The organism is Bacillus sp. 22446, from assembly GCF_052044955.1.
GTDB classification, from domain to species: Bacteria; Bacillota; Bacilli; order Bacillales; family Bacillaceae; genus Bacillus; species Bacillus altitudinis.
The window spans coordinates 128,536-154,196 of record NZ_JBQEOD010000009.1; the positions used below are offsets into that span (position 1 = coordinate 128,536).

Annotated in this window: 23 protein-coding genes, 1 pseudogene and 1 riboswitch; of the genes and pseudogenes, 6 read left to right on the forward strand and 18 right to left on the reverse strand. The window is 41.7% G+C overall.

The features are described 5' to 3' along the window. Positions 1 to 10 precede the first annotated feature (10 nt). A riboswitch (TPP riboswitch) is annotated at positions 11 to 114 on the reverse strand. A 56-nt stretch (positions 115 to 170) separates the two neighbouring features. Further along, complete coding sequence (locus ACTJJD_RS15975; protein WP_440608634.1) at positions 171 to 1,298, reverse strand: hypothetical protein; 1,128 nt, start codon at positions 1,296 to 1,298, stop codon at positions 171 to 173. Between the two features lie 140 nt (positions 1,299 to 1,438). Beyond that, positions 1,439 to 2,095, reverse strand: a complete 657-nt coding sequence (locus ACTJJD_RS15980; RefSeq protein WP_017358640.1) for a type 1 glutamine amidotransferase domain-containing protein — start codon at positions 2,093 to 2,095, stop codon at positions 1,439 to 1,441. Positions 2,096 to 2,322: 227 nt separating this feature from the next. Here ACTJJD_RS15980 and ACTJJD_RS15985 point away from each other — a divergent pair. Then, positions 2,323 to 2,514 (forward strand): annotated as a pseudogene (locus ACTJJD_RS15985) (hypothetical protein); the annotation flags it as partial. 143 nt (positions 2,515 to 2,657) lie between these two features. Here the strand turns inward: ACTJJD_RS15985 and ACTJJD_RS15990 are convergent. The 11 genes from ACTJJD_RS15990 to ACTJJD_RS16040 all read right to left on the reverse strand — a co-directional run bounded on the left by ACTJJD_RS15990 (position 2,658) and on the right by ACTJJD_RS16040 (position 13,145). Then, entirely contained in the window at positions 2,658 to 3,029 is a 372-nt protein-coding gene (locus ACTJJD_RS15990; protein ID WP_007498006.1) for a DUF1304 domain-containing protein, read from the reverse strand. Next, a complete protein-coding gene (locus tag ACTJJD_RS15995) occupies positions 3,026 to 3,289 on the reverse strand; it encodes an ORF6C domain-containing protein (RefSeq protein ID WP_008345710.1) in 264 nt (87 codons plus the stop codon). The genes ACTJJD_RS15990 and ACTJJD_RS15995 overlap by 4 nt, the downstream gene beginning before the upstream one ends. Before the next feature lie 207 nt (positions 3,290 to 3,496). Beyond that, positions 3,497 to 5,878, reverse strand: a complete 2,382-nt coding sequence (locus ACTJJD_RS16000) for an immune inhibitor A domain-containing protein (RefSeq protein WP_440608635.1) — start codon at positions 5,876 to 5,878, stop codon at positions 3,497 to 3,499. Positions 5,879 to 6,067: 189 nt separating this feature from the next. Next, a complete protein-coding gene (locus tag ACTJJD_RS16005; protein ID WP_008345714.1) occupies positions 6,068 to 6,361 on the reverse strand; it encodes a putative quinol monooxygenase in 294 nt (97 codons plus the stop codon). A gap of 25 nt (positions 6,362 to 6,386) precedes the next feature. Next, on the reverse strand, positions 6,387 to 7,025 hold the full coding sequence (locus ACTJJD_RS16010; protein ID WP_017368360.1) for a nitroreductase family protein: 639 nt from the start codon (positions 7,023 to 7,025) through the stop codon (positions 6,387 to 6,389). Positions 7,026 to 7,038: 13 nt separating this feature from the next. Then, the gene (locus tag ACTJJD_RS16015; RefSeq protein ID WP_045033720.1) at positions 7,039 to 7,482 is read right to left on the reverse strand and encodes a MarR family winged helix-turn-helix transcriptional regulator; all 444 of its coding nucleotides are present in this window, start codon (positions 7,480 to 7,482) and stop codon (positions 7,039 to 7,041) included. 351 nt (positions 7,483 to 7,833) lie between these two features. After that, positions 7,834 to 9,135, reverse strand: coding sequence for a pyrimidine-nucleoside phosphorylase (locus tag ACTJJD_RS16020; RefSeq protein ID WP_035702607.1), 1,302 nt, complete (start codon positions 9,133 to 9,135; stop codon positions 7,834 to 7,836). A 24-nt stretch (positions 9,136 to 9,159) separates the two neighbouring features. Continuing rightward, positions 9,160 to 10,341, reverse strand: a complete 1,182-nt coding sequence (locus tag ACTJJD_RS16025) for a NupC/NupG family nucleoside CNT transporter (protein WP_019743592.1) — start codon at positions 10,339 to 10,341, stop codon at positions 9,160 to 9,162. A 167-nt stretch (positions 10,342 to 10,508) separates the two neighbouring features. Beyond that, the gene (gene deoC, locus ACTJJD_RS16030; protein WP_017358631.1) at positions 10,509 to 11,180 is read right to left on the reverse strand and encodes a deoxyribose-phosphate aldolase; all 672 of its coding nucleotides are present in this window, start codon (positions 11,178 to 11,180) and stop codon (positions 10,509 to 10,511) included. A gap of 84 nt (positions 11,181 to 11,264) precedes the next feature. Continuing rightward, positions 11,265 to 12,209: a sugar-binding transcriptional regulator gene (locus ACTJJD_RS16035; protein WP_270110381.1), complete on the reverse strand. Its 945-nt coding sequence runs from the start codon at positions 12,207 to 12,209 to the stop codon at positions 11,265 to 11,267. Positions 12,210 to 12,269: 60 nt separating this feature from the next. Beyond that, on the reverse strand, positions 12,270 to 13,145 hold the full coding sequence (locus ACTJJD_RS16040) for an aldose 1-epimerase family protein (RefSeq protein WP_129547980.1): 876 nt from the start codon (positions 13,143 to 13,145) through the stop codon (positions 12,270 to 12,272). Between the two features lie 239 nt (positions 13,146 to 13,384). On the opposite strand from ACTJJD_RS16040, the gene ACTJJD_RS16045 reads away from it, so the two are divergent. Next, the gene (locus ACTJJD_RS16045; protein ID WP_440608636.1) at positions 13,385 to 15,208 is read left to right on the forward strand and encodes an acyltransferase family protein; all 1,824 of its coding nucleotides are present in this window, start codon (positions 13,385 to 13,387) and stop codon (positions 15,206 to 15,208) included. Between the two features lie 95 nt (positions 15,209 to 15,303). Here the strand turns inward: ACTJJD_RS16045 and ACTJJD_RS16050 are convergent, their stop codons facing one another. From ACTJJD_RS16050 to ACTJJD_RS16060, 3 genes are all read right to left on the reverse strand, one after another. Next, positions 15,304 to 16,575, reverse strand: coding sequence for an MFS transporter (locus ACTJJD_RS16050; protein WP_440600146.1), 1,272 nt, complete (start codon positions 16,573 to 16,575; stop codon positions 15,304 to 15,306). A 182-nt stretch (positions 16,576 to 16,757) separates the two neighbouring features. Further along, positions 16,758 to 17,855 (reverse strand): saccharopine dehydrogenase family protein, encoded by a 1,098-nt coding sequence (locus ACTJJD_RS16055; RefSeq protein ID WP_440174153.1) that lies wholly within the window; start codon positions 17,853 to 17,855, stop codon positions 16,758 to 16,760. Beyond that, positions 17,852 to 18,559 (reverse strand): class I SAM-dependent methyltransferase, encoded by a 708-nt coding sequence (locus ACTJJD_RS16060; RefSeq protein ID WP_440174152.1) that lies wholly within the window; start codon positions 18,557 to 18,559, stop codon positions 17,852 to 17,854. Before ACTJJD_RS16060 ends, ACTJJD_RS16055 begins: the two co-directional genes overlap by 4 nt. A gap of 125 nt (positions 18,560 to 18,684) precedes the next feature. Here ACTJJD_RS16060 and ACTJJD_RS16065 point away from each other — a divergent pair, with 125 nt between their 5' ends. Further along, positions 18,685 to 19,692, forward strand: coding sequence for a helix-turn-helix transcriptional regulator (locus ACTJJD_RS16065; RefSeq protein ID WP_099496958.1), 1,008 nt, complete (start codon positions 18,685 to 18,687; stop codon positions 19,690 to 19,692). A gap of 35 nt (positions 19,693 to 19,727) precedes the next feature. Here the strand turns inward: ACTJJD_RS16065 and yidA are convergent, their stop codons facing one another. Next, a complete protein-coding gene (gene yidA / locus ACTJJD_RS16070; protein ID WP_008345739.1) occupies positions 19,728 to 20,540 on the reverse strand; it encodes a sugar-phosphatase in 813 nt (270 codons plus the stop codon). A 311-nt stretch (positions 20,541 to 20,851) separates the two neighbouring features. On the opposite strand from yidA, the gene ACTJJD_RS16075 reads away from it, so the two are divergent. Both ACTJJD_RS16075 and ACTJJD_RS16080 read left to right on the forward strand, forming a co-directional pair. After that, positions 20,852 to 21,211, forward strand: coding sequence for a MerR family transcriptional regulator (locus ACTJJD_RS16075; protein WP_007498034.1), 360 nt, complete (start codon positions 20,852 to 20,854; stop codon positions 21,209 to 21,211). Between the two features lie 144 nt (positions 21,212 to 21,355). Further along, the gene (locus ACTJJD_RS16080) at positions 21,356 to 22,339 is read left to right on the forward strand and encodes a Gfo/Idh/MocA family protein (RefSeq protein ID WP_048001195.1); all 984 of its coding nucleotides are present in this window, start codon (positions 21,356 to 21,358) and stop codon (positions 22,337 to 22,339) included. A 41-nt stretch (positions 22,340 to 22,380) separates the two neighbouring features. Here ACTJJD_RS16080 and ACTJJD_RS16085 read toward each other — a convergent pair whose 3' ends face one another. Beyond that, entirely contained in the window at positions 22,381 to 23,895 is a 1,515-nt protein-coding gene (locus ACTJJD_RS16085) for a methyl-accepting chemotaxis protein (protein ID WP_171465931.1), read from the reverse strand. 318 nt (positions 23,896 to 24,213) lie between these two features. Between ACTJJD_RS16085 and ACTJJD_RS16090 the strand changes: the two genes are divergently transcribed. Next, positions 24,214 to 25,551 carry an amino acid permease gene (locus tag ACTJJD_RS16090; protein ID WP_007498042.1) on the forward strand — a complete coding sequence of 446 codons (1,338 nt, stop codon included), beginning with the start codon at positions 24,214 to 24,216 and terminating at the stop codon, positions 25,549 to 25,551. Positions 25,552 to 25,661: the final 110 nt, after the last annotated feature.

Here is a 25,661-nt window from a genome sequence, read left to right on the forward strand (position 1 = left end):
ATGAATAAGACAAGGTCCAGCTCCACTTCCCTCCGCTAGTACAAACTAGATCAGGTTCAAAGGGTCCAAGATTTCCTCTTGTCTCAGTCATACATGACTCCCCTAGTGGACTTTTGTCATTTAATTATCTTTACTCTACACATGTGGCGATTTGATGTCAACCGCCGATCTTAATTCAATGTATTGATCGTTGGCAGCTTCTCGATCCCTGCTGCATAGTAGAAATTAAGGACACTGAAGAAATCAATTGGCTTTCCTGTCTTTAAATCAACAGCCAAAATATGATCGCCGTAATTTGTCAGGTCATCAATGTCTAAACGCCTTGGCGTTGTCTTTCCGAGAGTATCAACAAAGCTGCTATGGTAGTACTGCCCACTAGCAAACGATGATTCATGATACATAAATAATGTCTCCACATCTAAGTAGACAAGAATGGCCTCAGAGGAACTCGCATATGGAGCAGAGTACGATACTGGTGCCGAAATACTCTTCACTTTTACACTGTCAACAGAATGCGTTCTCTGTTGATATTTTCCATCATATGAGAAATAAAATACACGCTCCCATTTATAATCGGCGGTCTTAGATTGTTTGTTATACACTTTTGTACCATTTGCGAAAACACCCCCATTGGCATACGAAGCAACAAAGTATTGCAATGTTGATGACAGGGATTCAGCACCTGTGAAATTTGGTGGGTTTTTTGCATTCACCTGTAATGTATATGAGTCTCCAAAGTCTCCACCGCTAGTAATACCAAACGCATAATCCCCCGCTGGTAAATTGCTTAACGCAAGCAGACTGCCTGCCGGTTGAATCAGATCGGTTGGATAAGCTTGTCCTTCTTCATAATCAATAACAAATAACTGAACGAAATAATCAGCATTTGGAGAGGTAATCCGGCTGATGAGCGCCTGAGGGGACGATGTACTTAAGAACCATAAATCAACTGGATCTTCCTCGTTTAAAACTGCCGATTGATTAATGGCTAGTCCATCAATAGAGCGAACGGCAGACGTGCGCATCTTTCCATCTGCAGCCGCTTTTCGTTTAATACTTATTCCCTTTTTCTTATCTACTTTAAATGATTTTTTTACTTCCTTCTGTTGAACCGCAGTCCCTTTATCCTGCTTTTCAAACGACTCTTGCACTTGCTGAATGGCTTTTTCAGTCAGTGGCGATACTTTTTCACTTGATTTTGGTGCATCTTCTGCTTTGATTGCTGGTGAAAATAAACCTGTTGTGATCAATAAAATAGACAGTAAGGCGGCGGTGATTTTGACATAAAATGCTCTCACAGGAACATCCCCTTTTCCCTAATTTGGGTTTTTTACCCTGTGATTATTTTACCATTTTTCTAATACTTGTTTTGGGCTTTTTTAGGAAATTTTTATAACAAAAAACCAGCCGTATGCGTCACGACTGGTTTTTTGATGATTTATGCAATGGTTTTGACAAATAAACGTGCTGTTTCTGCACTTGATCCTGGATTTTGTCCAGTAATGATTTGTCCGTCTACAACGGCGAATGGCGCAAATGCATCGCCTTTTTCAAATGCTGCCCCTTGCTCGCGAAGTTTTGTTTCCAATAAAAATGGAACTTTAGATGTCAATTGAACAGCATCCTCTTCCTCATTTGTGAATCCTGTTATTTTCTTGCCGTCGATAAATGATTTTCCATCACGATCCTTCACATCAACAAAGGCAGAAACGCCATGGCAAACTGCCCCAACGGCTCCATTTTTGTCTGAAATCGCTAAGATCGCATCGGCAACCAATTGATTGGACGCAAAGTCGATCATTGGGCCATGTCCTCCAGCAAAGAAAATGCCATCATACTCAGCTGGGTTTACATCGGTCAGTGCCTTTGTGTCTTGAAGTAATTCATACACATCTTGATATTGTGCTGGAACTCCTTCAGGAATTGAATTTTTATCGATCGGTACTGTTCCACCTTTTATTGAAACAATTTGCACGTTGAGTCCATTTTCTTTAAAAATATGAAATGGCTCGGCCAATTCTTCTAGCCATAAGCCTGTTGGGTGTCCGTTCATTTCTGAGCTGCTTGTGGATACTAATAAAACGTTCTTGCTCAACTTTATCATCCTTTCTATTTATCATGTGACTATTTTATATTTTGCACAATTAAATATCAAGCAATCAGACTTGGATACAACTCTTTATGTTATACCCGATTTTTTAAAAAATATAGCCTCACTTCAAATCTAATCATTCTGTCACATTCTATTGACAGGGAATTTCATGTAAAATTGTGATGAAATGATATAATATGAGAAACAATTGACAGACCTCTTGCGCTAGAGGGAATTTAAAAGGAGTGGAAAAAGAGATGAAAACCTATTCGATTGTGATGATTATCATCACGCTCTGTATCATATTGGCTGTCTTTTTAATGAATCTTACGGGCGTCATGTATGGAAAAATCATATTGGCTGTCGCTGTTGCCCTTTGTCTTACGTCCATTATTCGTTTGATGGGAATGCGTAAAAGATAAAAGCCGCCCTCTAGGGCGGCTTTACCGTGTAGACAAACCCTCGCATTCAGTGTCAGTCCTGCGCTTCGGTGCTCACCAATGTCAAATTCACTCCGATGCTCGTCCTTCCTAAACTGCAAAGGTTTTCTATCACGCTGATAGGATTATATAGCCAGGATAAGTGCAATTAATGCAAGAAAAGCTGGTAACCCTTGTTTGATGATAATCGATTTATTAGACGTCACACCGCCAAATACTGCTGCGATGAATACACAAAGAACGAAAAATAGCTGAATCATATATCCTACGGTATTCGAACCAAGAATGAGCCCCCAAATGAGTCCAGCAGCTAGAAAGCCATTGTATAGCCCTTGATTAGCAAACATCACTTTCACATTTGGATCCTTTTGTAAGTGTTCAGGCAGATTGAAAGATCTTTTCGCCATTTTTGATTCCATAAAAAACATTTCTAGTAACATGATGACAATGTGCTCTAAAGCGACAATTCCTACTAAAATCATTGCTAAAATATTCAATTTAGTGAATTCCTTTCTGATAGACGGTCTCGTATTTGTATTTTGTCCGTGTATAAATCAAAGTCTTGGATTAGCTCTAACGCCTCATGAAAACGACTTTGTGGAATGTCTTTCATTTTTCTTACACCAAATTCCTTTTTAATAAAAGCCATGATGGTATTAATATGAAGCTTACCGTGGCCATCATACTCTAAATGGCTGCAAAAAGTCTGCATCGTCCCTCGAATCACCTTTAATTGCTTGGCAGTGACACAACTCATTGGTAACGCTCATCCTTTCTTGGTTTTTTAACAACTAAAAAGAACATTGAATGAAAGAAAAACCTTCCAATCTCTATTATATAATGGTTTCATTCGGATATCAAAATAAAAAAGAACAAACATTCGATCAAAGACGAGTCATACGCTAAAAATCCATGTCTTAACGTATCAAAAAGCCGGATTCATGGATAGAATCCGGCTTTTTGTTTAGTTGCTTTTAGAAATTAATACCTTTCCAACAGAACGGTCCTTACTTTGTCCGACGACTTTAAAGGATAGGCCGTATGTTGGCACATCACGTCCTGCATCCGGGTTATTTGGATTCACATAGTTCTTTTTATCACTAAATGTACGCGTTGGGCGGATATAGCGATCCTCTAAGGTTAAGCCTGTTGTCGCTGTATAATCAATATTCAGCTTCGTGCTTGGATTCAAAGAGAATGCTGCATCATGTACTTGGAAACCTGTCGCTGCAATAGAGCCGTCACTCCATTTCAACACTTGTTGATCTGCATCTACGACTCCAAGGAAGCCGTTCCCTGGATGTTTTCCAACCCAGTTATCACTGTACGATTGATCGACGTACCACACGACCAAACCGTTATTATAGCTCATCAGACTTGCTCCTCGTTTGATATGCTTTAAGCCTTTATCGACATCAGCATAAGAGCGCCATTCTAGTAAATAATACTGAGCGGCATATTGTTTTCCATTAGATTGAGAGAATCCATTAAAAGTGAACGTGGACGTTCCCTCGGCATCATCTGACCACACTTTTGCTCCATCTGCTGTAATCTTTAGATCATCTACAAATAAACCTGGCAGTGAATATCCTGCATCTGTTGTATAGCGGAATTGCAGATCGATCTTCTTCCCTGCATAAGCAGAAAGGTCAAAAGATGCATCTACCCATCCATCTGATTTTCCATCGATGCCATTGCCTTCATTCGCTCCTGCCTCATTTCGATCATTCGTAATATTACCAGCAATGGTTGTCCATTTGTCTGTCCCAGTTTCACGAACTTCTACATACGCATAGTCATAATCTTCTTCGATATCGTACCATGCTTTAAACGTAAGCTCGGCTTTGCTTCCCTTCGACAAATCAATCCCAGATGTCGTCATGGTAGCATTCAAATTGTCACCTGTTCCGCTGAAGTATGAATATTGCCCTTGTGCAGGCCGAGTGACCACAATCTCTTTATCTGGCAAATCGACTCGAACCGCATCATGGTTGGTTCCTTTTGTTGCTGCTTCATCGATTAAAACTGTTTTGCTTTTTGTTAATGTCTTACCATCAATGGTTTTTCCAGAAAGCCAGTTGCCGCCATGCAGGTTTTGAAGCATTTCTTTTGCATATGGACTAAAACCTGTTGGTTCCGTACCAGGTACTTTACCTGCCCAGCTTCCGCTTGACATGATAGACCAATAAGAAACGGGCTCTCCTCTGCCTGTGTATTGTGTATCGTATTCATCAGGCAGACCAAGATCATGTCCAAATTCATGTGTGAACACACCTGCTGCGCCATCTTCAGGCTCAATCGTATAATCTAGAGCACCTAACTTTCCGCCTTGACCCACTTCTGATTCAGTGTTTGGAATCTCAAATACATCACCAAGTGACCAGCGATGCGACCAAATCGCGTCAGAGCCAAGCTGTCCGCCGCCAGCTTCTTCACCTACGCCAGCGTGTACAACCATGAGGTGGTCAATGATACCGTCCGGCTCATTATAAACACCGTCTCCATCCATATCATAGCGGTCCCACTGATCATATTCACCAAGGTCAATGTTTGGATCCTTTGCCGCTGCTTCGAGGGCTTCTTTCACCAATTCGCGCGGTCTGCCGTCACTGCCTGATTCGTCTGGTACGTTCCCGCCATAATATGCTGCTTCATGCTTGGCTGTATACCATCCAGCTACTGTTCCACTAATCGTGTAGCTTCCACCTGACTGCTTTTCATAATACTGCTTCATAGATACTTTTCTTTTACCATCTGGACCAATGTAGCCATTTTTTCCGAAAAGCATGTCTTGATAGTGCTGTTGATCGTACTTGTCATAGTACATATCAGTCTCTTCTTTTTTAATACTATTATGCTTATAATCTTTAAAATCTACTAATAATACCAAAACTTTATCATTACGGACGTCGCCTTTATATTTTTCCTTTTTCACCGGCTTTACTTGATTGCCTTCTTTTCCTTTATGCTTCTTTAACTTTTTCTTTTTGGCTAGTTTATTATGTACATTTTGTTTGTATTCTTTTAGGAATTCAGGTTCTTCTGTTAAGGTACTTGCGCTTTGTTTCATCGCTGCTTCTTCTTTTTTCTTTAGGTAGTTCTTTAATGCTTTTTGGGTTTCTGCCTCATTGGCATTCTTTTTGATCTTTCCTTGTTTTTTCAAGGCTTTGATGAGGCGGTCTTCATTGACAACACTTGCGTCGAATGGAATACCTGAATAATGACCACCATCTGAGGATGTTGACTTTTCTGAGGTGTGGGCAGATAGAGGGGTGCTGAAAGCTGTCAATGTGCCTAAACTGAGGACAGCTGTTAGTGCGATGCTCGTCCATTTCCCTTTTTTCATATTGGTTCCTCCCTAATTTGGTAATAAATAATATCTAATTCTAGCATATTCCAATATACTTAAGTCGAAAAACATTTTATTTTCAGAAACTTTGTGGAAAATGCACAATACGAGATTGAAATAGGTGGAACGAATTGTCGAAAATAAAAGAACCCTAGGCTATAAATGCCTAGGGTGTTTGTTGTTTTTCTATGAAAGCTGCTCTCCTTGATATGCAACAACATCAAGTGGAGCGGCTAAAAATTCTTTTGCCTTTGCGACGAAAGCTTGGAAATGTGCACTTGCATTATGGCTTTGAACCGCTGCTTCATCTTTCCACACTTCTACCATTAAAAAGGTGTTTTCTTTCTCTGTATCCTTGAAAAGCTTGTAGGACACATTGCCTGCTTCTTCCTGTGAAGCTTTCATTAAACCGTTGATTTCTTCTAGAAATACGTTTTCTTTCTCTGGATGAATGGTCATCCCTGCATGAATAATAATCATATGATCGTCTCCCTTTTTTTAAAAATTATTTCCACTCTGTGATGCGATCGATCGGTAAACGGTAAGAAGCATAACCTTCGTCAGCCGCTTTCCCAATGGATAGAAGCATAACTGGTACATAGCGCTCTTTATCCCAGCCGAATGTTTCAGCGATGACTTCTTTGTCATATCCGCCAATTGGGTTTGTATCATAACCATGCGCACGAGCAGCAAGCATCAGCTGCATTGACACAAGTCCACCGTCAATTAAGATCGTTTCACGATTCACTTGCTCTGGAAGAGCTTCAAAATGTGCAGTTAATGCAGCAATTTGTCTTTCTTTTACTTCCTGCGGCATGTAGCCATTTTCTACTGCTTTTGAATAAATTTCTTCTAAGTATTCATTGTTTTTCATATCTGCAAACACTGCGATGACAGCTGATGATGTAGCTACTTGTGTTTGGTTGAATTTTGCGAGTGGTGCAAGCTTTTCTTTTCCTTCTGGGCTGTCAATGACCATGAAGCGCCAAGGCTGTGCATTCACTGATGATGGTGCTGTTGTTGCCTCTTCTAAAATCTCCGTCATTTCTTCTTTGCTAATTTTCACTGCTGGATCATAGTTACGAATGGAGCGGCGCCCTTTCATAATATCCATAAAATCGTTTGTTTTTAATGTTGTAGCCATGTGTAACACTCCTTTAGGTTGTTTGAATCTTTTCGATGTTTTGTTGTATACGGATGAGCACATCAGTGAGAAGCTTTCGTTCTTCATCACTTACGTTTTCAAGCATTTCTGAGATAAATCGTTCTTTTTCTTTTTTAGAAGCTTCGATTCTTGTTCTGCCTTCATCTGTCAGACGAACAAGCGTGACGCGATTATCTTCCGGCTTTCTTCTGCGCGTGACCATTCCTTTTGTTTCTAACTGTTTTAAGTGACGCGTCACAGCCGCACTATCAATATTTACTTTTTTCTGCAAATCGGATTGGCTGATTTCGTCGGCTTGGAATAACAGTGATAGCAACTCCAGTCTTGATTGGCTGATGCCCGTGCATGCTTCGAACTTCACACCCATCATACGGTTCACGCACTGCAAACGATATAATACCTCTGCTTCTTCAGAGCAAAATGCAGTCAATGCCATCCCCTCTTTTCTATTCAGATCAATTAGTTGATATATCAATCATTGACTCGTCAACTAATATACACCCATTGTTTCATGATTGCAAGAGGTTTGTTTCATAAAGTGAAATTTTTTATTTCAATAAAAAAACGAGCTGTACGCTCGCCTTAAGAACTTGGTGTCGATGTTGGTCCCACATAGTAGCTGATAAATCCAATGATCATCAAGACTACAAAAATAAAGAGAATGAGTTTGAGCATTCTCATGGTTTATCCCCTCCCATTCATCTAACTTATCATATCTAGAAGAAGCGCTACCTAAAATTTACATAAAAAAAGACAAAAGCGATTCATCACTTTTGTCTTCTTCTCTTTATTCTGTAATCACTGTATGAATCAAAGTCGGAGCATCAGCATGGTCATCAATGCGGATGTTGTCATAAATTTTCTCCATGACATTCGCTACATCCTCACGATTTGCATGCAGCGTCACGAGAGATTCGCCTTTTTCTACACGATCGCCTACTTTTTTGTTAAGCATGATGCCAACAGATAGGTCGATATCGTCTTCTTTTGTTGCGCGTCCTGCTCCAAGAATCATCGCTGCAACACCAATTTCGTCTGCGACGATTTCAGCGATCACACCTGATTCTTTTGCCGGCACTTCGATTTGATAAGGTGCTTGTGGCAGTTTTTCCGGTTGATCTACAATCGAGCCGTCTCCACCTTGGTTTTCTAAAAATTCCTTGAATTTCTCAAGTGCTTTGCCGTTTTTCATGACTTCAATTAGCTTTTCTCTTGCTTCATCAAGTGTCTCTGCTTTTTTCGCAAGAACGACCATTTGACTTCCTAATGTGAGCACAAGCTCGTTTAAGTCTTCAGGGCCTTCGCCTTTAAGCGTGTCAATCGCCTCTTTCACTTCAAGGGAATTTCCAATCGCTAATCCTAGCGGCTGAGACATGTCTGAGATGACAGCCATCGTTTGTCTGCCAACATTATTTCCGATACGAACCATTGCTTTTGCAAGCTTCTCAGAGTCTTCAGGTGTTTTCATGAAAGCACCTGCGCCTGTTTTCACGTCTAATACGATTGCATCTGCGCCAGCAGCGATTTTCTTACTCATAATCGAGCTTGCAATGAGCGGGATTGAGTTAACAGTTCCTGTTACATCACGAAGGGCATACAGTTTTTTATCAGCAGGTGTCAGGTTGCCTGATTGTCCAATGACCGCTACTTTATGACGGTTCACCAGCTCGATGAACTCGTCTTTTGTAATTTCAACGTGGAAGCCTTTGACTGCCTCTAGCTTGTCGACAGTTCCACCCGTATGTCCAAGACCACGCCCAGACATTTTTGCAACAGGTACATCAAGTGCTGCAACAAGAGGAGCGAGTACAAGCGTTGTTGTATCGCCTACACCGCCTGTTGAATGCTTGTCTACTTTAATGCCGTCGATAGCAGACAGGTCAATTGTGTCCCCTGAGTTTGCCATAGCGAGTGTTAAATCTGCACGTTCTTGATCCGTCATATCTTGGAAGAAAATCGCCATCGCCAAGGCACTTGCTTGGTAGTCAGGAATTGTTCCGTCCGTATAACCTTTGACAAAGAAAGAAATTTCCTCTGAAGATAATTCTTTTCCGTCACGTTTTTTCGCAATGATATCTACCATTCTCATTGTTTTCACCATTCCTTCTTTAGTTTAGTAAATCAAACCGACAACGCCTGCTGTTAAGAAGCTGACAAGTGTTGCACCGAATAACAGCTTTAATCCAAAGCGTGCGACAACGTTTCCTTGTTTTTCATTCAAGCCCTTAACGGCTCCAGCAATGATACCGATAGACGAGAAGTTCGCAAATGACACAAGGAATACAGAAATGATCGCTTCTGTACGAGCAGTGAAATGGAAGGCATCGCCAGAAAGAATTTGCATCGCCACAAATTCGTTAGACACCATCTTGGTCGCCATAATACTTCCTGCTTGTACTGCTTCGCTCCATGGTACACCAACAATAAACGCAAATGGTGCAAACACATATCCAAGTACATCTTGGAAAGAAACACCGATGGCAGCTGTGAAAATACCATTAATCATCGCAATTAATGCAACAAATCCAATCAACATCGCAGCCACAACAATGGCTACTTTGAAACCATCCATAATGTATTCGCCGAGCATTTCGAAGAAAGATTGTCTTTCTTCTTCTACGACTTCAAGCATGTCTTCGTCTTTAGACACTTCATAAGGATTGATGATAGACGCAATAATAAATCCACCAAATAGGTTCAGCACAAGTGCTGTAACAACGTACTCCGGTTTAATCATTTGCATATACGCACCGACAATGGACATTGATACAGTCGACATCGCAGATGCACACAATGTATAAAGACGCTGTTGAGGTAATAATCCAAGCTGCTTCTTAATGGAAATGAACACTTCGGATTGACCTAAAATCGCTGACGCTACGGCGTTGTAAGATTCTAGTTTCCCCATTCCATTGACTTTACTAAGCAAATACCCAATTCCGCGTACGATCAGCGGAAGGATACGCCAATGCTGCAGGATACCAATCAAGGCAGAAATGAAGACGATCGGGAGCAAGACATTGATAAAGAAAGTTGACGCATTATCATTCATTAAACCACCAAATACGAAGTTGATCCCTTCACCAGCATAGCCTAGAAGCATTTGGAATCCTTTTGCAAATCCCCCGACTAGGAAGTTCCCAACACCTGTATTGAGCAGAATATAACCTAAAATAAATTGCAGTACAATCATGACAATGACTGGACGGAATTTCACTCGCTTTTTCCCGTTACTTGCCAGCCATGCAATGGCGAGAATCACCAGCAAACCGATAATACCAATGACGTATTTCATGTTTTTCCTCCTTGAATGAATTCGTTTACATTAATGTGCTTGTATGGAACAAACCCTATTTCGCAAACAAATTGCGGAAGAAAATCCCAGAAATGAGATCCTTCCGCATATGACTTTTTCATCATCTAATGAGTCATGATTGTTATCCTACCATAGGATCGTATGAATTAATAGTCTTTAGAAGGAGCTGATTGATCCCCTTTAATAATGGAAACGCCTGCACTGGCACCAATACGGGTTGCGCCTGCAGCTGTCATCGCTTCTACGTCTTCTTTTGTTCTTACGCCGCCTGATGCTTTGACACCGATGTCAGGTCCAACTGTTTTACGCATTAATGCGATGTCCTCAGCTGTTGCACCGCCTGTACTAAATCCAGTCGATGTTTTGACGAAATCAGCGCCAGCTTTTACAGAAAGTTCACAAGCTTGTACTTTCTCTTCATCCGTGAGTAGACAAGTTTCAATGATGACTTTCACTAAGGCTTTGCCTTTTGCTGCGTCTACAACGGCACGAATATCTTGTTCAACTGCATCATATTCGCCATCTTTCAATGCCGCAATATTGATGACCATGTCCACTTCAGTTGCACCGTTTTCAATGGCATCCTTTGTTTCAAATGCTTTCACTGCTGTTGTGTTTGCACCTAACGGGAAACCGATGACTGTACATACATCAACGCCTGTTCCTTCTAGTTCTTTCGCCGCAAGAGATACCCAAGTTGGGTTCACACAAACGGAAGCAAATTGATATGTCTTTGCTTCTTCTAGTAACTGCATGATCGCAGCTTTAGATGTATCTGGTTTTAGTGCTGTATGATCAATGAGCTTTGCTATTGTCATGATTCACACTTCCTTTTAAATATGATACTTTCATCTTAAATGACTATTGAACAATTGTAAATATAGTTATGAAATTTTGTTCATCTATTTTGTGACATTTAAAAGAGCTCTTGCTGTGTGCTGATCGATCACCAATACGTTCGCATATTTTCCTCTCAGCGCCCCATGGATAGAGGCAACCTTTCGATGTCCACCAGCCACAAGAATGGAGCGCTCTTTTGTTCTCAAATCATCCAGCTCCACACCGATTGTGCGATTGTTAATCGCTTCACTGCAAATGCGTCCTTCTTGATCATAAAAACGCGAACAGATATCTCCGACACTGGATGTCTTGAGCAGCGCCTTTTCTTCTTCACGGAAATAACCAAGCCTAAACAAAAGCGCCTCATCTCTTACCGTCCCAACAGTAAACACAGCGATATTTGCCTGTTTGCCCATTTCAATAATGCGCTGAATATGTCTGTCCTGTTCAACCATCTCTTTAACGGCGGCACTATCGAACACAACAGGCAGTGGCAAATAGCGTGGTGCCGTTTGAAAAGCTGATGCAAACAGCTGAATCGTTTCCGCAGAATATGTATTCACATGTGAATGGCTGATTCCACCTTTCAACTGAACAACTTCTACCCCTTTTACCTGTTTAGGTTGCATCTTTTGAGCAATTTGATACATCGTGGTGCCCCAGCTCACTCCAACGATATCGCCGTCTTTCACCGTATTCTGAAGATAATCTGCACCAAACCGGCTCAAGTAATCCGTAATCGTTGGATAATCGTCCTTTGGCGAAAATACCACATGAGCCTCGAGCAGATCATATTTTTCTTTCAGCAATGAGGACAGCTCATTTAAATCCTCAAATGGGTCCATCACTGTAATTTGGACGTACCCTTTTTCCTTCGCATACTGAAGCAGACGAGACACCGTTGGCCTCGACAGGTCAAGCTGCTTGGCGATTTCCTGCTGACTGTAATCAGATAAGTAATAGAGCCTTGCTGCTTCAATACTTAATTGCTGTTTCTCCCGATCCATTCGTACGCCTCCTTTTTCCCTCTATCATAACAAATTGTTCACTTCACCATGCACAAATGTTCATTTAAAGAAAATGGTGTAAGCTGCGTGAAAGGTCTCTTGCTTCTCTAAGGTTTGAATGCCGAATTTCTCCTTATACTGCCCATTTGTCCCTTCCATATCAGCGATCCCATACCAAGGCTCAATACAAACAAAAGGAGCCATTGTTCCCTTTTCTTGATCATATGGAGACCAAATACCAACGAACGGAAAACCACTGAGATCGACCTCAACGCCGTGACCTGCTTGAGAAATCAATGATACTTGATCAATATGACTAAAGATCATTGCATCGTTCTGAAAAAGTTCTGGGCGAAGTTGAATCGGCTCAAACTCAACACCTTTCTCCTTCTCTCTCACAAGTGAATCATGAAGTTCATATTGGACTGGATCATGTTCGGTGGAAGGTGCCAATGTGAGTGAATAATCAGCTGTCTGCTCGCCTTCAACAAGCGGGACATGAAATGCCGGATGCCCGCCAATCGAGAAATACATCGCGCCATCTCCTTCATGAACAATTTCCCAGGAAATCGTTAGTCCATTTTCCGACAGTGCATAACTGATGCGCGCTGTAAATTCATACGGATATTGTGACGTGTGACGGCCATTTGATTGATATTGAAAAACCACCTGATCTTTTGCTTCTTCAAATAGTTCAAAATCAACATCACGCAAAAATCCATGCTGCGAGAGTTGATACGTTTGATCGTCTATCTTGTATTGATCATCCTTCAACCGTCCGACAATCGGAAATAAGACGGGCGACACCCTGCCCCAATAAGCAGGGTCACCAGACCACATATATTGACGTCCACTTTCTTTATGAAGCACCTCTCTCACCTCGGCACCTCTCTCATTGATTTGAACCAATAACAGATCATTTTCAATCGTTCTCATTCAACACATCCCCTTTCATTCTTCTTTTATTATGACAGGGATTTTCGGTTTGAGTATAAAAATAAGAATCCCTCAAGCCTTAGAATGTTTCTTCATATAAAAAAATTTTAAAAAAGACAGAAATTCGCCAACAAAATGTAATGCTGATTCGTCTAATCTTATATAAAATAAAAGAATCGTTGTTCTTTTGGAGTGACAACAAAAAAGACGCGTTTGACATTGATGGGGGATTCTTTTTCATGAACAGCAAGGAAAACCGTTTACGTTACATATTAGGATTAGATGGGCTGAGAGCTGTTGCCGTATTGGCGGTCATTGCTTATCACTTACATATTGAACCCGCAAGCGGCGGGTTTCTTGGCGTTGATTTGTTTTTTGTGATTTCTGGTTACTTGATTACAACCATCTTGCTGCATAAGCAGGATTTGGGCTATCAAGAGCTTCTGCCTTTTTGGATGGGCCGCATCAGAAGGCTGCTTCCAGCTGCCTACGTCATGATTTTTTTAATCGTCAGCTGGTGCGCCATTGCTGGTTCAAATGCATTAATGTCCATTCGTGGCGATGCCTTATCGTCCTTTTTTTATGTGAGTAACTGGTGGTATATTTTTCATCAGCTCTCTTACTTTGACAGCTTCAATGCTGTATCTCCACTAAAAAATTTATGGTCTTTGGCGATTGAAGAGCAATTTTATCTCATTTGGCCGGTACTGTTGATTGCTGGACTGAAATGGGTGAAAAATAGATCCCATCTTCCTATGATCACCTTTGGTCTGGCACTTGTATCTGCGTTATGGATGGCCATTCTCTATTCACCGGATACTGACCCGAGCAGGATCTATTATGGAACAGACACACGTGCGTTTGCACTCCTCATCGGGTGCAGTCTTGCATTTGTCTGGCCCATGCACAGACTTTCCAGCAGAAAATTACTTCCTGTCGGCAGACGTATATTACATATAGCCGGATTCGGTTCGATGGTCATTTTCCTCTTATGTGTTTATGCAGTCGACGAATTTGACGGCTTTCTCTACCAAGGCGGTATGCTTTTATTCTGTGTGAATGCAGCGATCTTAATTGCGTGTGTCTGCCATCCTGCCAGTCTTATTGGGAAATGGCTGTCTTTTCAACCACTCGTTTGGCTCGGAAAGCGGTCTTATGGCATCTACTTATGGCATTATCCAATTATCGTGCTGACCACACCGGTCATTGAGATTGGACAGCCTTCCATGGGACGTGTCACATTGCAGCTCATCGCAATTCTACTCATATCAGAGGCTTCCTATCGTTTGATCGAACAGCCGATTCGTAAACTCGGGTTTAGACACTATTTTGCCTCTTGGTCGATTTGGAAAACAGGAATCAAGCAGTGGTCTATGTCCAATAAAGTGTTTCTTGGGATTGCCGCAGTCCTTTTGATTTTATTTACCATTGGCATGTCTAGCTCGTCTCATACATCCCCACATGCCAAGGAAGTAACACAAATTAAGACAGCGCCCCAAAAGGCAGGCGGTCAGACAGAATCAAAAGTGAAGAAAAAGAAAGACAAACATGAGAAAAAAGCAGCGGATCCTAAACAATTTCACCAAGTTCTTGCCATTGGTGATTCCGTCATGTTAGACATTGCTTCAAATTTAGAAAAGGCCTATGAACCCATCACCATTGACGCAAGGGTCGGAAGGCAAATGAACGAAGCCATCCGCATCGCCCCTCAATATGCTTCTTTTAACAAGGCTGATGCCGCTGTTATTATTGAGCTTGGCACAAATGGTTATTTTACAGAGGGGACTTTAACCTCATTCATTCAACATTTCTCGAAGGCTCATATTTTTCTTGTGAACACTCGCGTTCCAAGATCTTGGGAAAATGATGTGAATGCAGTCATTGAGCGTGTGGCCAATCAACATCACAATGTGAGCTTAGTCGATTGGCATTCAGCCGCTACCGGACAGCCATCCTATTTTCAGCCAGATGGTGTTCACCTTTCCACAAAAGGCTCTGACACATTGACTGAGCTCATTAAAGCCAGTATCAAGAAAAAAGGAGATGTGTCCTCGGCATCATAAGAAGACTAGCATCCTGTGAAGAGAGATTCAAAAAAGACATGCTTTCCTATGATTGGAGGCATGTCTTTTTTGTGATGGATGAGCACAGAGCTGCATTATGTTTTACTTTTAAAAGACCAAATGATGACAGGGATGAGAATTAATGATAAAATTCCTCCACTTAAAGATAATGTAGCATAACTCGTATTCGCAACGACCATTCCTGAAAGGGCACCGCCAGAAGCACCTGCTAACGCAACAAAAACATCGAGTGTTCCTTGGGTTTTTGCCCGGGTTGATGGTTCTGTAGCATCCACTATTTGAGCAGTACCACTAATTAAACCAAAATTCCATCCCAATCCAAGTAAAGACAAAGCAATGATTAATAGAATCATTGAATCACTTGGTGCGAATGCGGCTAATAAACCAGCAAATAACAATGTGATGCCCGACGCTATGCTCATAGCTGTTCGTCCTAGTTTATCTACAAGTACACCCGTGATAGGTGAAGGAAGATACATGGCCCCTATGTGAAAACCAATCACAATGCCCACTTCGGCTAATCCATGACCATGATGCTGCATATGCACCGGTGTCATGGTCATGAGTGCCACCATGACAATTTGAGTTAAGATCATCACTGTGGCACCTACTGTAAGCCCTTTTTTATCTGTTTTTTTATCAGCAGCATCTGCTTTATTTCCATGACCATGTTCTGCTTTGTAAGTTGCTATTCTTCGGGCAATGTCTAATGGATCAGGACGCAGCAGAATAAAAAGAACAAGACCAGCTACAATAAATGCTGCTGCTGATAAAATAAAAGGACCGGCAAGTGCTGGAACACCAATGGACACTGCAAATTTACCCATCACTTCAACTAAATTCGGACCTGCTACTGCTCCAAATGTTGTCATGACCATTGTTGTACTAATGGCAGTTGCACGCTGTTTAGAATTCGCTAAGTCCGTCCCAGCATAACGCGCTTGTAAGTTCGTTGATGTTCCTGCGCCATAAATGAAGAGCGATGCAAATAATAAAATGACACTATTCATCATAGCTGCCAGCACAACGCCAATTGCTCCGAGCCCTCCAGCAACAAAACCTGTCGATAAACCGATGCGTCGTCCATAACGTTGCGAAAGCTTTCCTACAATGAAAGCTGACCCAGCTGACCCCAAAGTAAATAAAGCGATTGGGACTCCTGCATAGGCTTCAGTTCCAAGCATTTGTTGCGCTAAAATGGCACCTACTGTAATTCCTGCAGCTATTCCAGCTCCTCCAAATATTTGCGATAGACTGACAACGAACAATACTCGTTTATATAATTTTTTCAATTTTTGGGGTGAATCTATATAATTCCTCACTACATCTTGTTCTGTATCTAACACTTGTAAACACCCACTTGAGATTTATTTGCCCAATGTAACCATTATATCAGCTCCGACTACAACACTTGATTGCCTTTCGGCCATTTACATGGAGAGCAAGCTGTTGTTTTCGAATCATGAATAAAGCGCCCACATGACTGACCTGTTCTTTTGAGCTGATGCGTATCTTTTGTCGTTTTCTTTTATGCCGTTAAAAGGCTGGCTCTCAATGCTAATGCGTGCTTTTCCTTCGTTTTTTGATCCACCAACGCAAAATTACCATTCTCATACGCTAATGAAAATAATTCTTCGATATGAAAAACACCTGCCTGAAACTGCTTGCTCAATACATGCAGTGCCGCAGCACTGGCGACTTGAGCCGTTGCTTGAGACTCATCGCGACCTTTTATTCCAAGCGCTGCTTGATGAATTTCGTTACCCTTCAATCCTACCGCTTCCACTTTCACTGCATATTGATCTGTACCCATTTGAGCAGATTGAATTAGTGAAATGGCTCGTTCCTTGATTTTCGGCATCGTGAGAAGGGACGTCATTCCGAGTTTCCTTGTGAGAGCAAATGCACGTGTCGCTATGCCAGAATCAAAACAGAGCCTTGTTGTCACAGAAGGCACATGGAGCGTTGAAGGCAATGTTTGCTGGTCAGAGAAAGGAAACTGATAGGCTTGCCGCTTTCCAAGCGTTTTGCCAAAATCAATGCGTTTCCCTCCAGTAAAACTTTTGACTTTCTTTCGCTGATGATTCTTCGTCAGCTCATAATCCGTATGCACATGATCAAGCGTCCATTCAATAGCTGCTTTTCCATGCTGGTCACCTAGCCCAAGCATGATACTAATATCAATTTGCTCCACAGAGGTCAGAATAGATGCCGCCTTCGCTGCAAGCAAATTGGTGAGACCAGGTGCAAGACCTACGCTCAGCACAGCCGTTGCGTTCAATTGCTGTTGATGCACCTTTGCTAGCTTCTCAATATAGGCTCCTTTTGCCGAAATATCGAGATAATCAATACCTGACCGTAAGCATGTTTCAGCAAATGACGTGTCATCTTGATCCAGACACATGATTACGAGTTTCGTTTCATCCATCCAGTCCGTATCCATTGGTTGTCTGACATCTATCTGAAATGGACGTACACGCCCATTCGTTTGGCGTGCAAATTGTTCAGCCTTCTCATAACTTCGGCCAGCCGCAAAGACTTGCCCAGGATACACGTCACTTAATTGAAGACATATTTGCTGCCCCACATGTCCATAACCGCCTATCACCATCACTTTTGACCTCATTTTCCAACCGCCTTTCTATCGCCTCTTTTACAAACAATCCCTTTGATCATGCCCGCTTGAAAATAAGGTCTGATGTCTTGAAATCCTGCTTCGGTTAATTGTGCTGTCATCTTTTCTACAGACACGGGATATGTTGTGACACCCAGCCTTTCTCGGAAGGACGTAAACACTTCCTTTCCCAAGCCTTGACGATTCATGAATAGAGAAAGCATATGAAGCTCCTGCTGAAATGTCGGCGTTTCCGGGTCTCCTTGAATAAACGCCAACACGAGAGGAGCACCTGGTTGAAGCCGGCGGGCGATCTCCTGTAAAAAGGTCAGCTGATCTTTTACAAAATGAATGACAAGCAAACTTACTGCTGCATCGTACGACTTTTCAACCGGCACTTTGTCTAAGGCCATTTCATACCATGTGACGCGATCTTGCATATGAAGCTGTGCCACTCTGCGCTTGGCCATCTCAAGCATGGTTGGAGATGGATCAACCCCTGTGATATGCCAGTCTTTATTTCTTTGAAGCATGTTGATAATCTCTTCGCCCCCACCTGCTCCGACTGTTAACATGCGAGAAGCCGCTCCCATTAATTCGATTTCTACTCTATCCACTGTCAGCTCATGCAAAAGATGATAGCCCGGTACTTTATGTGCAATTGTCGCTGCATAGGATTCAGCAACAGGATCATGCCAATGTTGATTTACACTCATATGTCTTCTCCTCCAGTTTCCGCTTTGCTTCGTTTCCTTTACACTAACGGTATGTTATCTTCATTGTAAGAAGATAGATGAGAAAAAACGATCCCTAAAAGTAGGGATATTGAGGAGGAGATCAAATGAACAATCCAGCCGCTCATTTTCAGCAGCTGAGAAAAAGCATTCGAGATGAACTTGCTGCTATCTGTGATTTTGATGCTGCCTGTATCACAACCATTGATCCAGCTACTCTCCTCTCGACGGGTTCTTTTACAGATGAACCGATTGAAGCCATACATAACGAGCTGTTTCAAAATGAATATTTAAAAAAAGATGTGCACCAGCATGAAGATCTAGCGAAAGGTCCTGTCCACGCTGCAAGTCTCGTCCAAAGCGGAGAATACATCAATAGTGGTCGATACCAGCACATTTTGTTACCTAACGGATGGGCAGATGAATTGCGGGCAGCCCTTGTGATTCAAGGTGAATGCTGGGGAATTGCCAGCCTTTATCGGAAAAAGGAGAAGGAACCTTTTCATGAACAAGATATACAAGCGGTTAGTCGCCAAACACCAGCACTCGCAGCTAAGCTGAGAGATGAACTTTTTAAAAGAAGAGAAACGGAAGAAGATGAAACGGCGGAACACCAAGGCTTCCTCATTCTTTCACACGATTACCATCTTCTTTATGGAAATGAAACCGGACTTCATTGGCTCCACACCTTCCAAACCTTTGAGCAAATTCATGACGGTGCCATCATGCCCCGTCCGTTTAGAGCATTAGGTGCTAAGCTTTTATATGGCGGCGGTGACCAAACAGCGGTCAGCATCACCAGAATGCCGACAGGGCGTTTTCTCTCTCTTCAAGCATTTCGTTTAGCACAAGCAGCCGGGCAGGAAGAGGCTGTCATGATTCATATTAAACGAGCTCAAACAAGTGACATCCTTCCTTATATAGCGAAAACATATCGGCTAACAGAAAGAGAAATGAACGTCCTTGACTGCTTAATAAAAGGACAATCCACAAAAGAAATTGCCAGTACGTTATTTATCTCGCCTCATACGGTGCATGATCATGTAAAGGCGATGCTCGAAAAAACAAATTTGAACAGCAGACGTATGCTTGTTTACTTTTTCTCACACATATAAAAAAGCGGCTACCCTATTGGTAGACCGCTCTTTCTTTATTTTCCGATGACTCTCTCATGCAGGACATGTGCCACTCCTGCTTCGTTATTGGATTTTGTCACAACATCCGCAACTGCTTTGACATCTTCAATGGCATTTCCCATCGCAACGCCACAGCCCGCAAATTCTAGCATCGACACGTCGTTCCCATTGTCACCAATCGCCATCACTTCTTCACGAGAAATCCCCAGTTCATGCGCTAGAAGCTTCACTGCATTCCCTTTGCTCACATCAGGATGGAGAATTTCTAGGAAGAAATCTGTGCTTTTTACCATCATGTACTGATCCTTCACTTCAGATGGAATGGCTTGTATCGTCTTTTCCAAACGTTCTGGCTGATCAATATACATCATCTTCGGAAGTCTCATGGATGGGTCTGCCTCTTCGACAGGTAAATACTTAAGCGGCAATTTCGTTAAGTACGATTCAAGTACCGTGTATTCACTAATATCCCGATTTGGTGTGTATAGATGAGCTGAATCGAAATAATGCATAGGTGTATCCAGCTGACGGCTCAGTTCATATAAAGAAGTCAAATCATCATAGGATAAAGTTAATTCTGATACGACCTCATTTGTATGGCTGTTTTGTACAAGCGCTCCATTATAGGCGATGACATAATCCCCCTCTTGATCAAGCTGCAGCTCTTTTAAATAGCGATGCACCCCGCCAATCGGCCGGCCTGTACATAAAACAATTTTAACGCCTTCTGCCTTCGCCTGTTGAATGGCTTCAAACACCTCATCCGGCACCATATGCTGATCATTTAATAACGTACCATCCATATCAATTGCGACTAATTTATACATTCACTGCTCCCCTTTTCTCAGCAAAACATGCTGTCACTATTTTGAGTGATCATCTACATGATCACATGCTGTTCATCATACTATGTACCTATTTTAGCCTATCGTTTTTTTCTCACACTGTCTACTTGTTCATATCTGTAACAAAAAATCACTTCATCCTCATCTATTATAACCTATTCTATGAAATCCGCTGTGAATAGAACAGACCTCTCATTTTAACAGTATGAAAAGGAACAAATGTTCATCGGAGAATATTTTGAAACTAGCAAATCTAATTGTATGATGGATAGCAAAGAAAGGAGGTGCAGGGAATGATTACATTTACGAGAGGAAAATTGTCAAAAATGTCTGGTGTACATATTGAAACCATTCGTTTTTATGAAAATGAGGGTGTGCTCCCCGAGCCTAAGAGAGCACATAACGGCTATCGTTTATATGATAAAAAATATGTACTCATGCTATCCTTTATCACTGAAGCAAGAAAGCTAGATTTCTCACTCAAAGAAATTCGAGAAATTATCACGTCACTATTCGAGAAACAGTCGAAAACAGAAGCGGAACAGCTGCTCGAACAAAAAGTAGAAGATATTCAAAAATCCATTCAAGAGTTAAAAAAGAGGAAGGCGGCCATTCAACTGTTAACGAAACAAACATTAGCTAACATTAGTTAATTGTAGAGGCTGCCAAAGATGTGCCGGTATTTTTTACTGGCACCCCTCTGCGCCTAGCTGTTAAGTACACGTTGGATGAAAACATCAGGTATACTAGAGACAGCTTGACGTGACATCAATCGCATGAAAGGGGTTATGAATAGAATGAGAATAGCAACCATTGGAACAGGTGTGATTGTGGAAGGTTTCCTCCAGGCAATTGAACAGCTTGAAGGTGCTTCTTGCCACGCTGTCTATTCAAGAAAGGAAGCTACGGCAAAGAAACTCGCAGATCAATTTGGGGTGCAAACGACTTATACGGATTTAACCGCTATGTTAGAAGATCCCCACATAGAAGCGGTATATATCGCATCACCCAATCGTTTACATAGCAAGCATGCCACGGCTGCATTGAAACACGGAAAACATGTGATTTGCGAAAAGCCTTTTACCTCTAATGTGAAAGAGCTAGAAGCCTTAATCGCTCTCGCAAGGGAAAAGCAGCTCTTCCTATTTGAAGCCATTACGACCGTTCATATGCCCAACTATCATTTAATCAAAAAACACCTTCATCAATTAGGTAGAATCAAACTCGTTCAATGCAACTACAGTCAATATTCAAGTAAATATAATCAGCTGCTCGCCGGGGAAACGCCGAATGTCTTTAACCCAGAGTTTTCTGGCGGTGCCCTCATGGATATTAACATTTACAATGTTCATTTCATTATGAATCTATTTGGTTCACCGAAAGACGTTCGTTACCAGGCCAACCGCCATCCAAACGGCATCGACACATCTGGTGTTTTAACTTTTACTTACAATGATTTCATCGCCACAAGTGTTGGCAGCAAAGATACAAGCAGTATGAATTTCGCTTTGATTCAAGGGGAAAAAGGGTTCCTGCATGTGAAAAATGGTGCGAATGGCTGTGAGGAAGTGTTGCTGCATATAGGAGACCAAGTCACTTCACTCAATGCACAAACCAATTCGAACCGCCTGTTTTATGAAGCAGAAGCATTTCAGCATATCATTGAAACCGGAAATGTCGAAAAGTGTTATGAATGGCTTGATGACAGTCTTTCTGTCATGAAGGTTCTTGAAGCCGCTAGGAAAGACGCCGGTATTGTTTTCCCAGCAGATCATGCTTAAATAAAAAAACCGCCTTCTGATGAAAAGGCGGTTTTTTGACATTAGATACTCTTTGAATATGCCACTAGACGCTGAGACATATGATTCACTTCATCAACGGAAGCGTTCACTTGCTCTGTCAAAGCAGCCTGTGTTTGCGTAAGAGCTGTCATATTGGAGATATTTTCAAGAATTTGATCGATTTGTGTTTTCATTTCAGTTAAACTAGATTCGATATTTTCTGTCGCATTGGCACTATGAAGCGCTAGCTTACGCACTTCATCGGCAACGACTGAGAAACCGCGGCCCTGCTCGCCTGCTCTTGCTGCTTCAATTGCGGCATTCAAACCAAGCAGATTCGTTTGGTTTGCCACTTCTTTGATTAAGTCTGAAATGTTCTTCGTCTCATCTGCACTGTTTTTCGCCAGATTAGCAGCAGACGTTGACTGCTCTTGGGCGACAGCAAGCTCCTGTGCTTGGTTTGTCACAGAACTGATGCCAGATACCATTTCACTAATAGAACTTGAAAGCTGCTCTACTTGAGAAGCCATTTCATTGGCTGTTTTTTCTTTATTTTTTTCTAACGTAATATCACGAATCGTTCCTGCGACACGTAAAGGGACACCCTTCTCATCACGAATGGTTTCACCACCCGCATGATACCAGCGGTACTCGCCATTTTTACTCTGCAATCTATAATCAATGTCAAATGGTGTACGGCCAGAATGGTCATTTAAGTGATCCGCAAAGGCTTGGAGAGCCGATTCTTTATCTTCAGGATGCAAACGATCACTCCAGCTGCTCAACACGTTCGGGAAATCCTTTTCATCTGTAAAACCAAGCGTTTTTCTAAACTGCGGAGACCACCAGAATTCATTGTTTGGATTGACAGGATCGCCAGCCTCTACAACCATATCCCAAGGCGCTTCCACAAGCGCACGGTTGATCAAGTCATATCTTGTCACGAATGCTTGCAGCTCTTCTTCTTTCAATTTCTGATCATGAATATCAAAAAGAGCCCCTGCCACACGAAGAGGTACCCCATTTCGATCTCGAATCGTCGTTCCAGTTGCTTTGAACCAGCGATACTCGCCATTTTTCAACATCAGACGATATTCGATATCATACGGTGTACGGCCAGAATGATCCAATAAATGCGTAGAGAATGCATTCAAGGTGTATTCCTGCTCATCTGGATGAATTCGAGATGCCCAACTGTCTAAGACATTCGGAAAATCGTTTTCATTTTGGAAACCTAGCATTTTGCGGAAATCATCCGTCCATGTGAATTCGTTTTTTGGATTCACAGGATCTCCTGCTACAACCGTCATATCCCATAGACCCACTTGAATCGCTTTTGTCACTAAATTCATACGCATATGAATATCTTCTTGCGCTTCTTGCATCTTTTGCAACGCTTCATTTATTTGAGCCACAGCTTCTATTGTTTGACTAGAAGAGAATGCAGCAGTATCAATTCTGGCTGAAAAATCTCCCTTCTCAATTCGTTCAACTAATTGACTGCTTTCACTAAGAAGGGCCCCCGACGATGAATCACTTGCTTTTCTCATAAACATCTTCAATAACTCCTTTCATTCTTCCATACTTTTTTGAAATATTTTACAGTTATAAATAATTCTTTATTAGGACTTTAGTAATACAAAAGATATATCGACAAAAACTGAAAATTGTTTATGTCAGAATGAAGGCAAATGATCATTTTTTCACGAAGTTTCAGATTTTGGGGATGGGTCATGGAAAGGATTTATGGAAGAAAACGGCTCATTTGATAGAATCAACCGCCTATTTTGTCTGAAAAATCTCTTTTTTTATATTGACACTGACCGCTCGAAAAAAGAAAATGGAACATAAGCATTTTAAAAAAGGAGAACGTCATGAGCGCGAATCAGGAACAACACGAATTAAAAAAGCTTTTATCGCCGCGTCATATTCGCATGATTGCGATGGGCGGGGTCATTGGTACAGGAATCTTTAAAGGAAGTGCCGATACAATCGGCTTAGCAGGTCCTGGAGTTATCTTTTCCTATGTATTTGCTGGATTGCTTCTTCTCATTGTCATGGCGGCTTTAGCTGAAATGGCCATCGTCTACCCGGGGAATAACCTTCGCGACCTCATACAGATTGCGCTTGGTCAACGTTTTTCATTTGTTGTCGGATGGGTTTACTGTTTTATGTGGCTCACTGTATGTGTCATTGAAATCATTGCAGCGGGGAGTTTACTTCAATATTGGATGCCAAACGTACCTTTATGGTCTTTATGTTTACTTTGCTCGCTCTTAGTCATCGGAATTAATTTAAATAATGTAAAATACTTTGGTGAAATTGAGTTTTGGTTCGCTGGAATGAAGATTTTCGTTATTATTGTGTTTATTATTCTCGGTGCTGCATTATTATTTGGAATCATTCCGAGCGAACAAAGCACGCCTGTTCTCACCAATTACCAAAACTTTGTCCCGAACGGATGGGGTGCTGTCTTTGCCTCATTATTAGTGGTGATCTTCTCGTATGGAGGCTCTGAATTGATCGGGCTGACCATTACAGAAACAAAGGATGCAGAAAAGGTGTTACCTGGTGTTGTCAAAAGTATGATGTGGCGCATCATCTTGTTTTACACACTGCCGATTTTGATTATTTGTGGACTCATTCCTTGGAATCAAATTGATCCGAATAACAGTCCTTTTGTCCAAGTCTTTTCAGCAGCTGGCATGCAGGGTGCCTCTCACTTCATTAATTTCGTCTTAATTACAGCTGTTCTATCTGCCGCCAACTCTGGTATTTACGGTACGACGAGAATGATTCATTCTCTATCTAAATCAGACGGCGGTCCAAAAAAGCTGGCACAGGTCAACAAAAGAGGTGTACCTATTTTAAGTTTATGGGTGACCGTTCTGTTTCTTTTAATCGGAACATTCTTTGCTTACTTGTACCCAGATCAAATTTTCAGCTATATGCTGGCTATTCCTGGTTTTGCGGTTTCTCTTATTTGGATCAGCATCTGTCTGGCACATTTGAAACTGCGTCCAAGATATCCACAGGAGCCGTATTTCAAAGTTTGGTTATTTCCGTATTTCACTTTATTTGCTGGTCTTGTACTCAGTGTCAGTTTTGTTCTGTTCCTATTCAGACCAGAGAACTTACCTAGCTCGATTATCAGTATCGGTTTCTTAGCAGCCGCCATCATTGCTTCATTCTTAATGAAAAAGAAAGCTTAGAAACGCATGAAAAAACCCGCCTCAATGGCGGGTATCAAATTGTTGACAAAGGGCTAAAATGAACTTGATTTTAGCCCTTTGTCTTCTTTTCAGCGTGATAGAAAACCTTT

Coding starts and splice junctions, on each gene's coding strand:
- ACTJJD_RS16065 (WP_099496958.1), top strand. CDS start 18,685: ATGAACAATCCAGCCGCTCATTTTCAGCAGCTGAGAAAAAGCATTCGA.
- ACTJJD_RS16085 (WP_171465931.1), bottom strand. CDS start 23,895: ATGTTTATGAGAAAAGCAAGTGATTCATCGTCGGGGGCCCTTCTTAGT.
- ACTJJD_RS16055 (WP_440174153.1), bottom strand. CDS start 17,855: ATGAGGTCAAAAGTGATGGTGATAGGCGGTTATGGACATGTGGGGCAG.
- ACTJJD_RS16020 (WP_035702607.1), bottom strand. CDS start 9,135: ATGAGAATGGTAGATATCATTGCGAAAAAACGTGACGGAAAAGAATTA.
- ACTJJD_RS16025 (WP_019743592.1), bottom strand. CDS start 10,341: ATGAAATACGTCATTGGTATTATCGGTTTGCTGGTGATTCTCGCCATT.
- ACTJJD_RS16090 (WP_007498042.1), top strand. CDS start 24,214: ATGAGCGCGAATCAGGAACAACACGAATTAAAAAAGCTTTTATCGCCG.
- ACTJJD_RS16045 (WP_440608636.1), top strand. CDS start 13,385: ATGAACAGCAAGGAAAACCGTTTACGTTACATATTAGGATTAGATGGG.
- ACTJJD_RS16010 (WP_017368360.1), bottom strand. CDS start 7,025: ATGGCTACAACATTAAAAACAAACGATTTTATGGATATTATGAAAGGG.
- deoC (WP_017358631.1), bottom strand. CDS start 11,180: ATGACAATAGCAAAGCTCATTGATCATACAGCACTAAAACCAGATACA.
- ACTJJD_RS16005 (WP_008345714.1), bottom strand. CDS start 6,361: ATGATTATTATTCATGCAGGGATGACCATTCATCCAGAGAAAGAAAAC.
- ACTJJD_RS16075 (WP_007498034.1), top strand. CDS start 20,852: ATGATTACATTTACGAGAGGAAAATTGTCAAAAATGTCTGGTGTACAT.
- yidA (WP_008345739.1), bottom strand. CDS start 20,540: ATGTATAAATTAGTCGCAATTGATATGGATGGTACGTTATTAAATGAT.
- ACTJJD_RS15995 (WP_008345710.1), bottom strand. CDS start 3,289: ATGAGTTGTGTCACTGCCAAGCAATTAAAGGTGATTCGAGGGACGATG.
- ACTJJD_RS16015 (WP_045033720.1), bottom strand. CDS start 7,482: ATGGCATTGACTGCATTTTGCTCTGAAGAAGCAGAGGTATTATATCGT.
- ACTJJD_RS16060 (WP_440174152.1), bottom strand. CDS start 18,559: ATGAGTGTAAATCAACATTGGCATGATCCTGTTGCTGAATCCTATGCA.
- ACTJJD_RS16000 (WP_440608635.1), bottom strand. CDS start 5,878: ATGAAAAAAGGGAAATGGACGAGCATCGCACTAACAGCTGTCCTCAGT.
- ACTJJD_RS16040 (WP_129547980.1), bottom strand. CDS start 13,145: ATGAGAACGATTGAAAATGATCTGTTATTGGTTCAAATCAATGAGAGA.
- ACTJJD_RS16035 (WP_270110381.1), bottom strand. CDS start 12,209: ATGGATCGGGAGAAACAGCAATTAAGTATTGAAGCAGCAAGGCTCTAT.
- ACTJJD_RS16080 (WP_048001195.1), top strand. CDS start 21,356: ATGAGAATAGCAACCATTGGAACAGGTGTGATTGTGGAAGGTTTCCTC.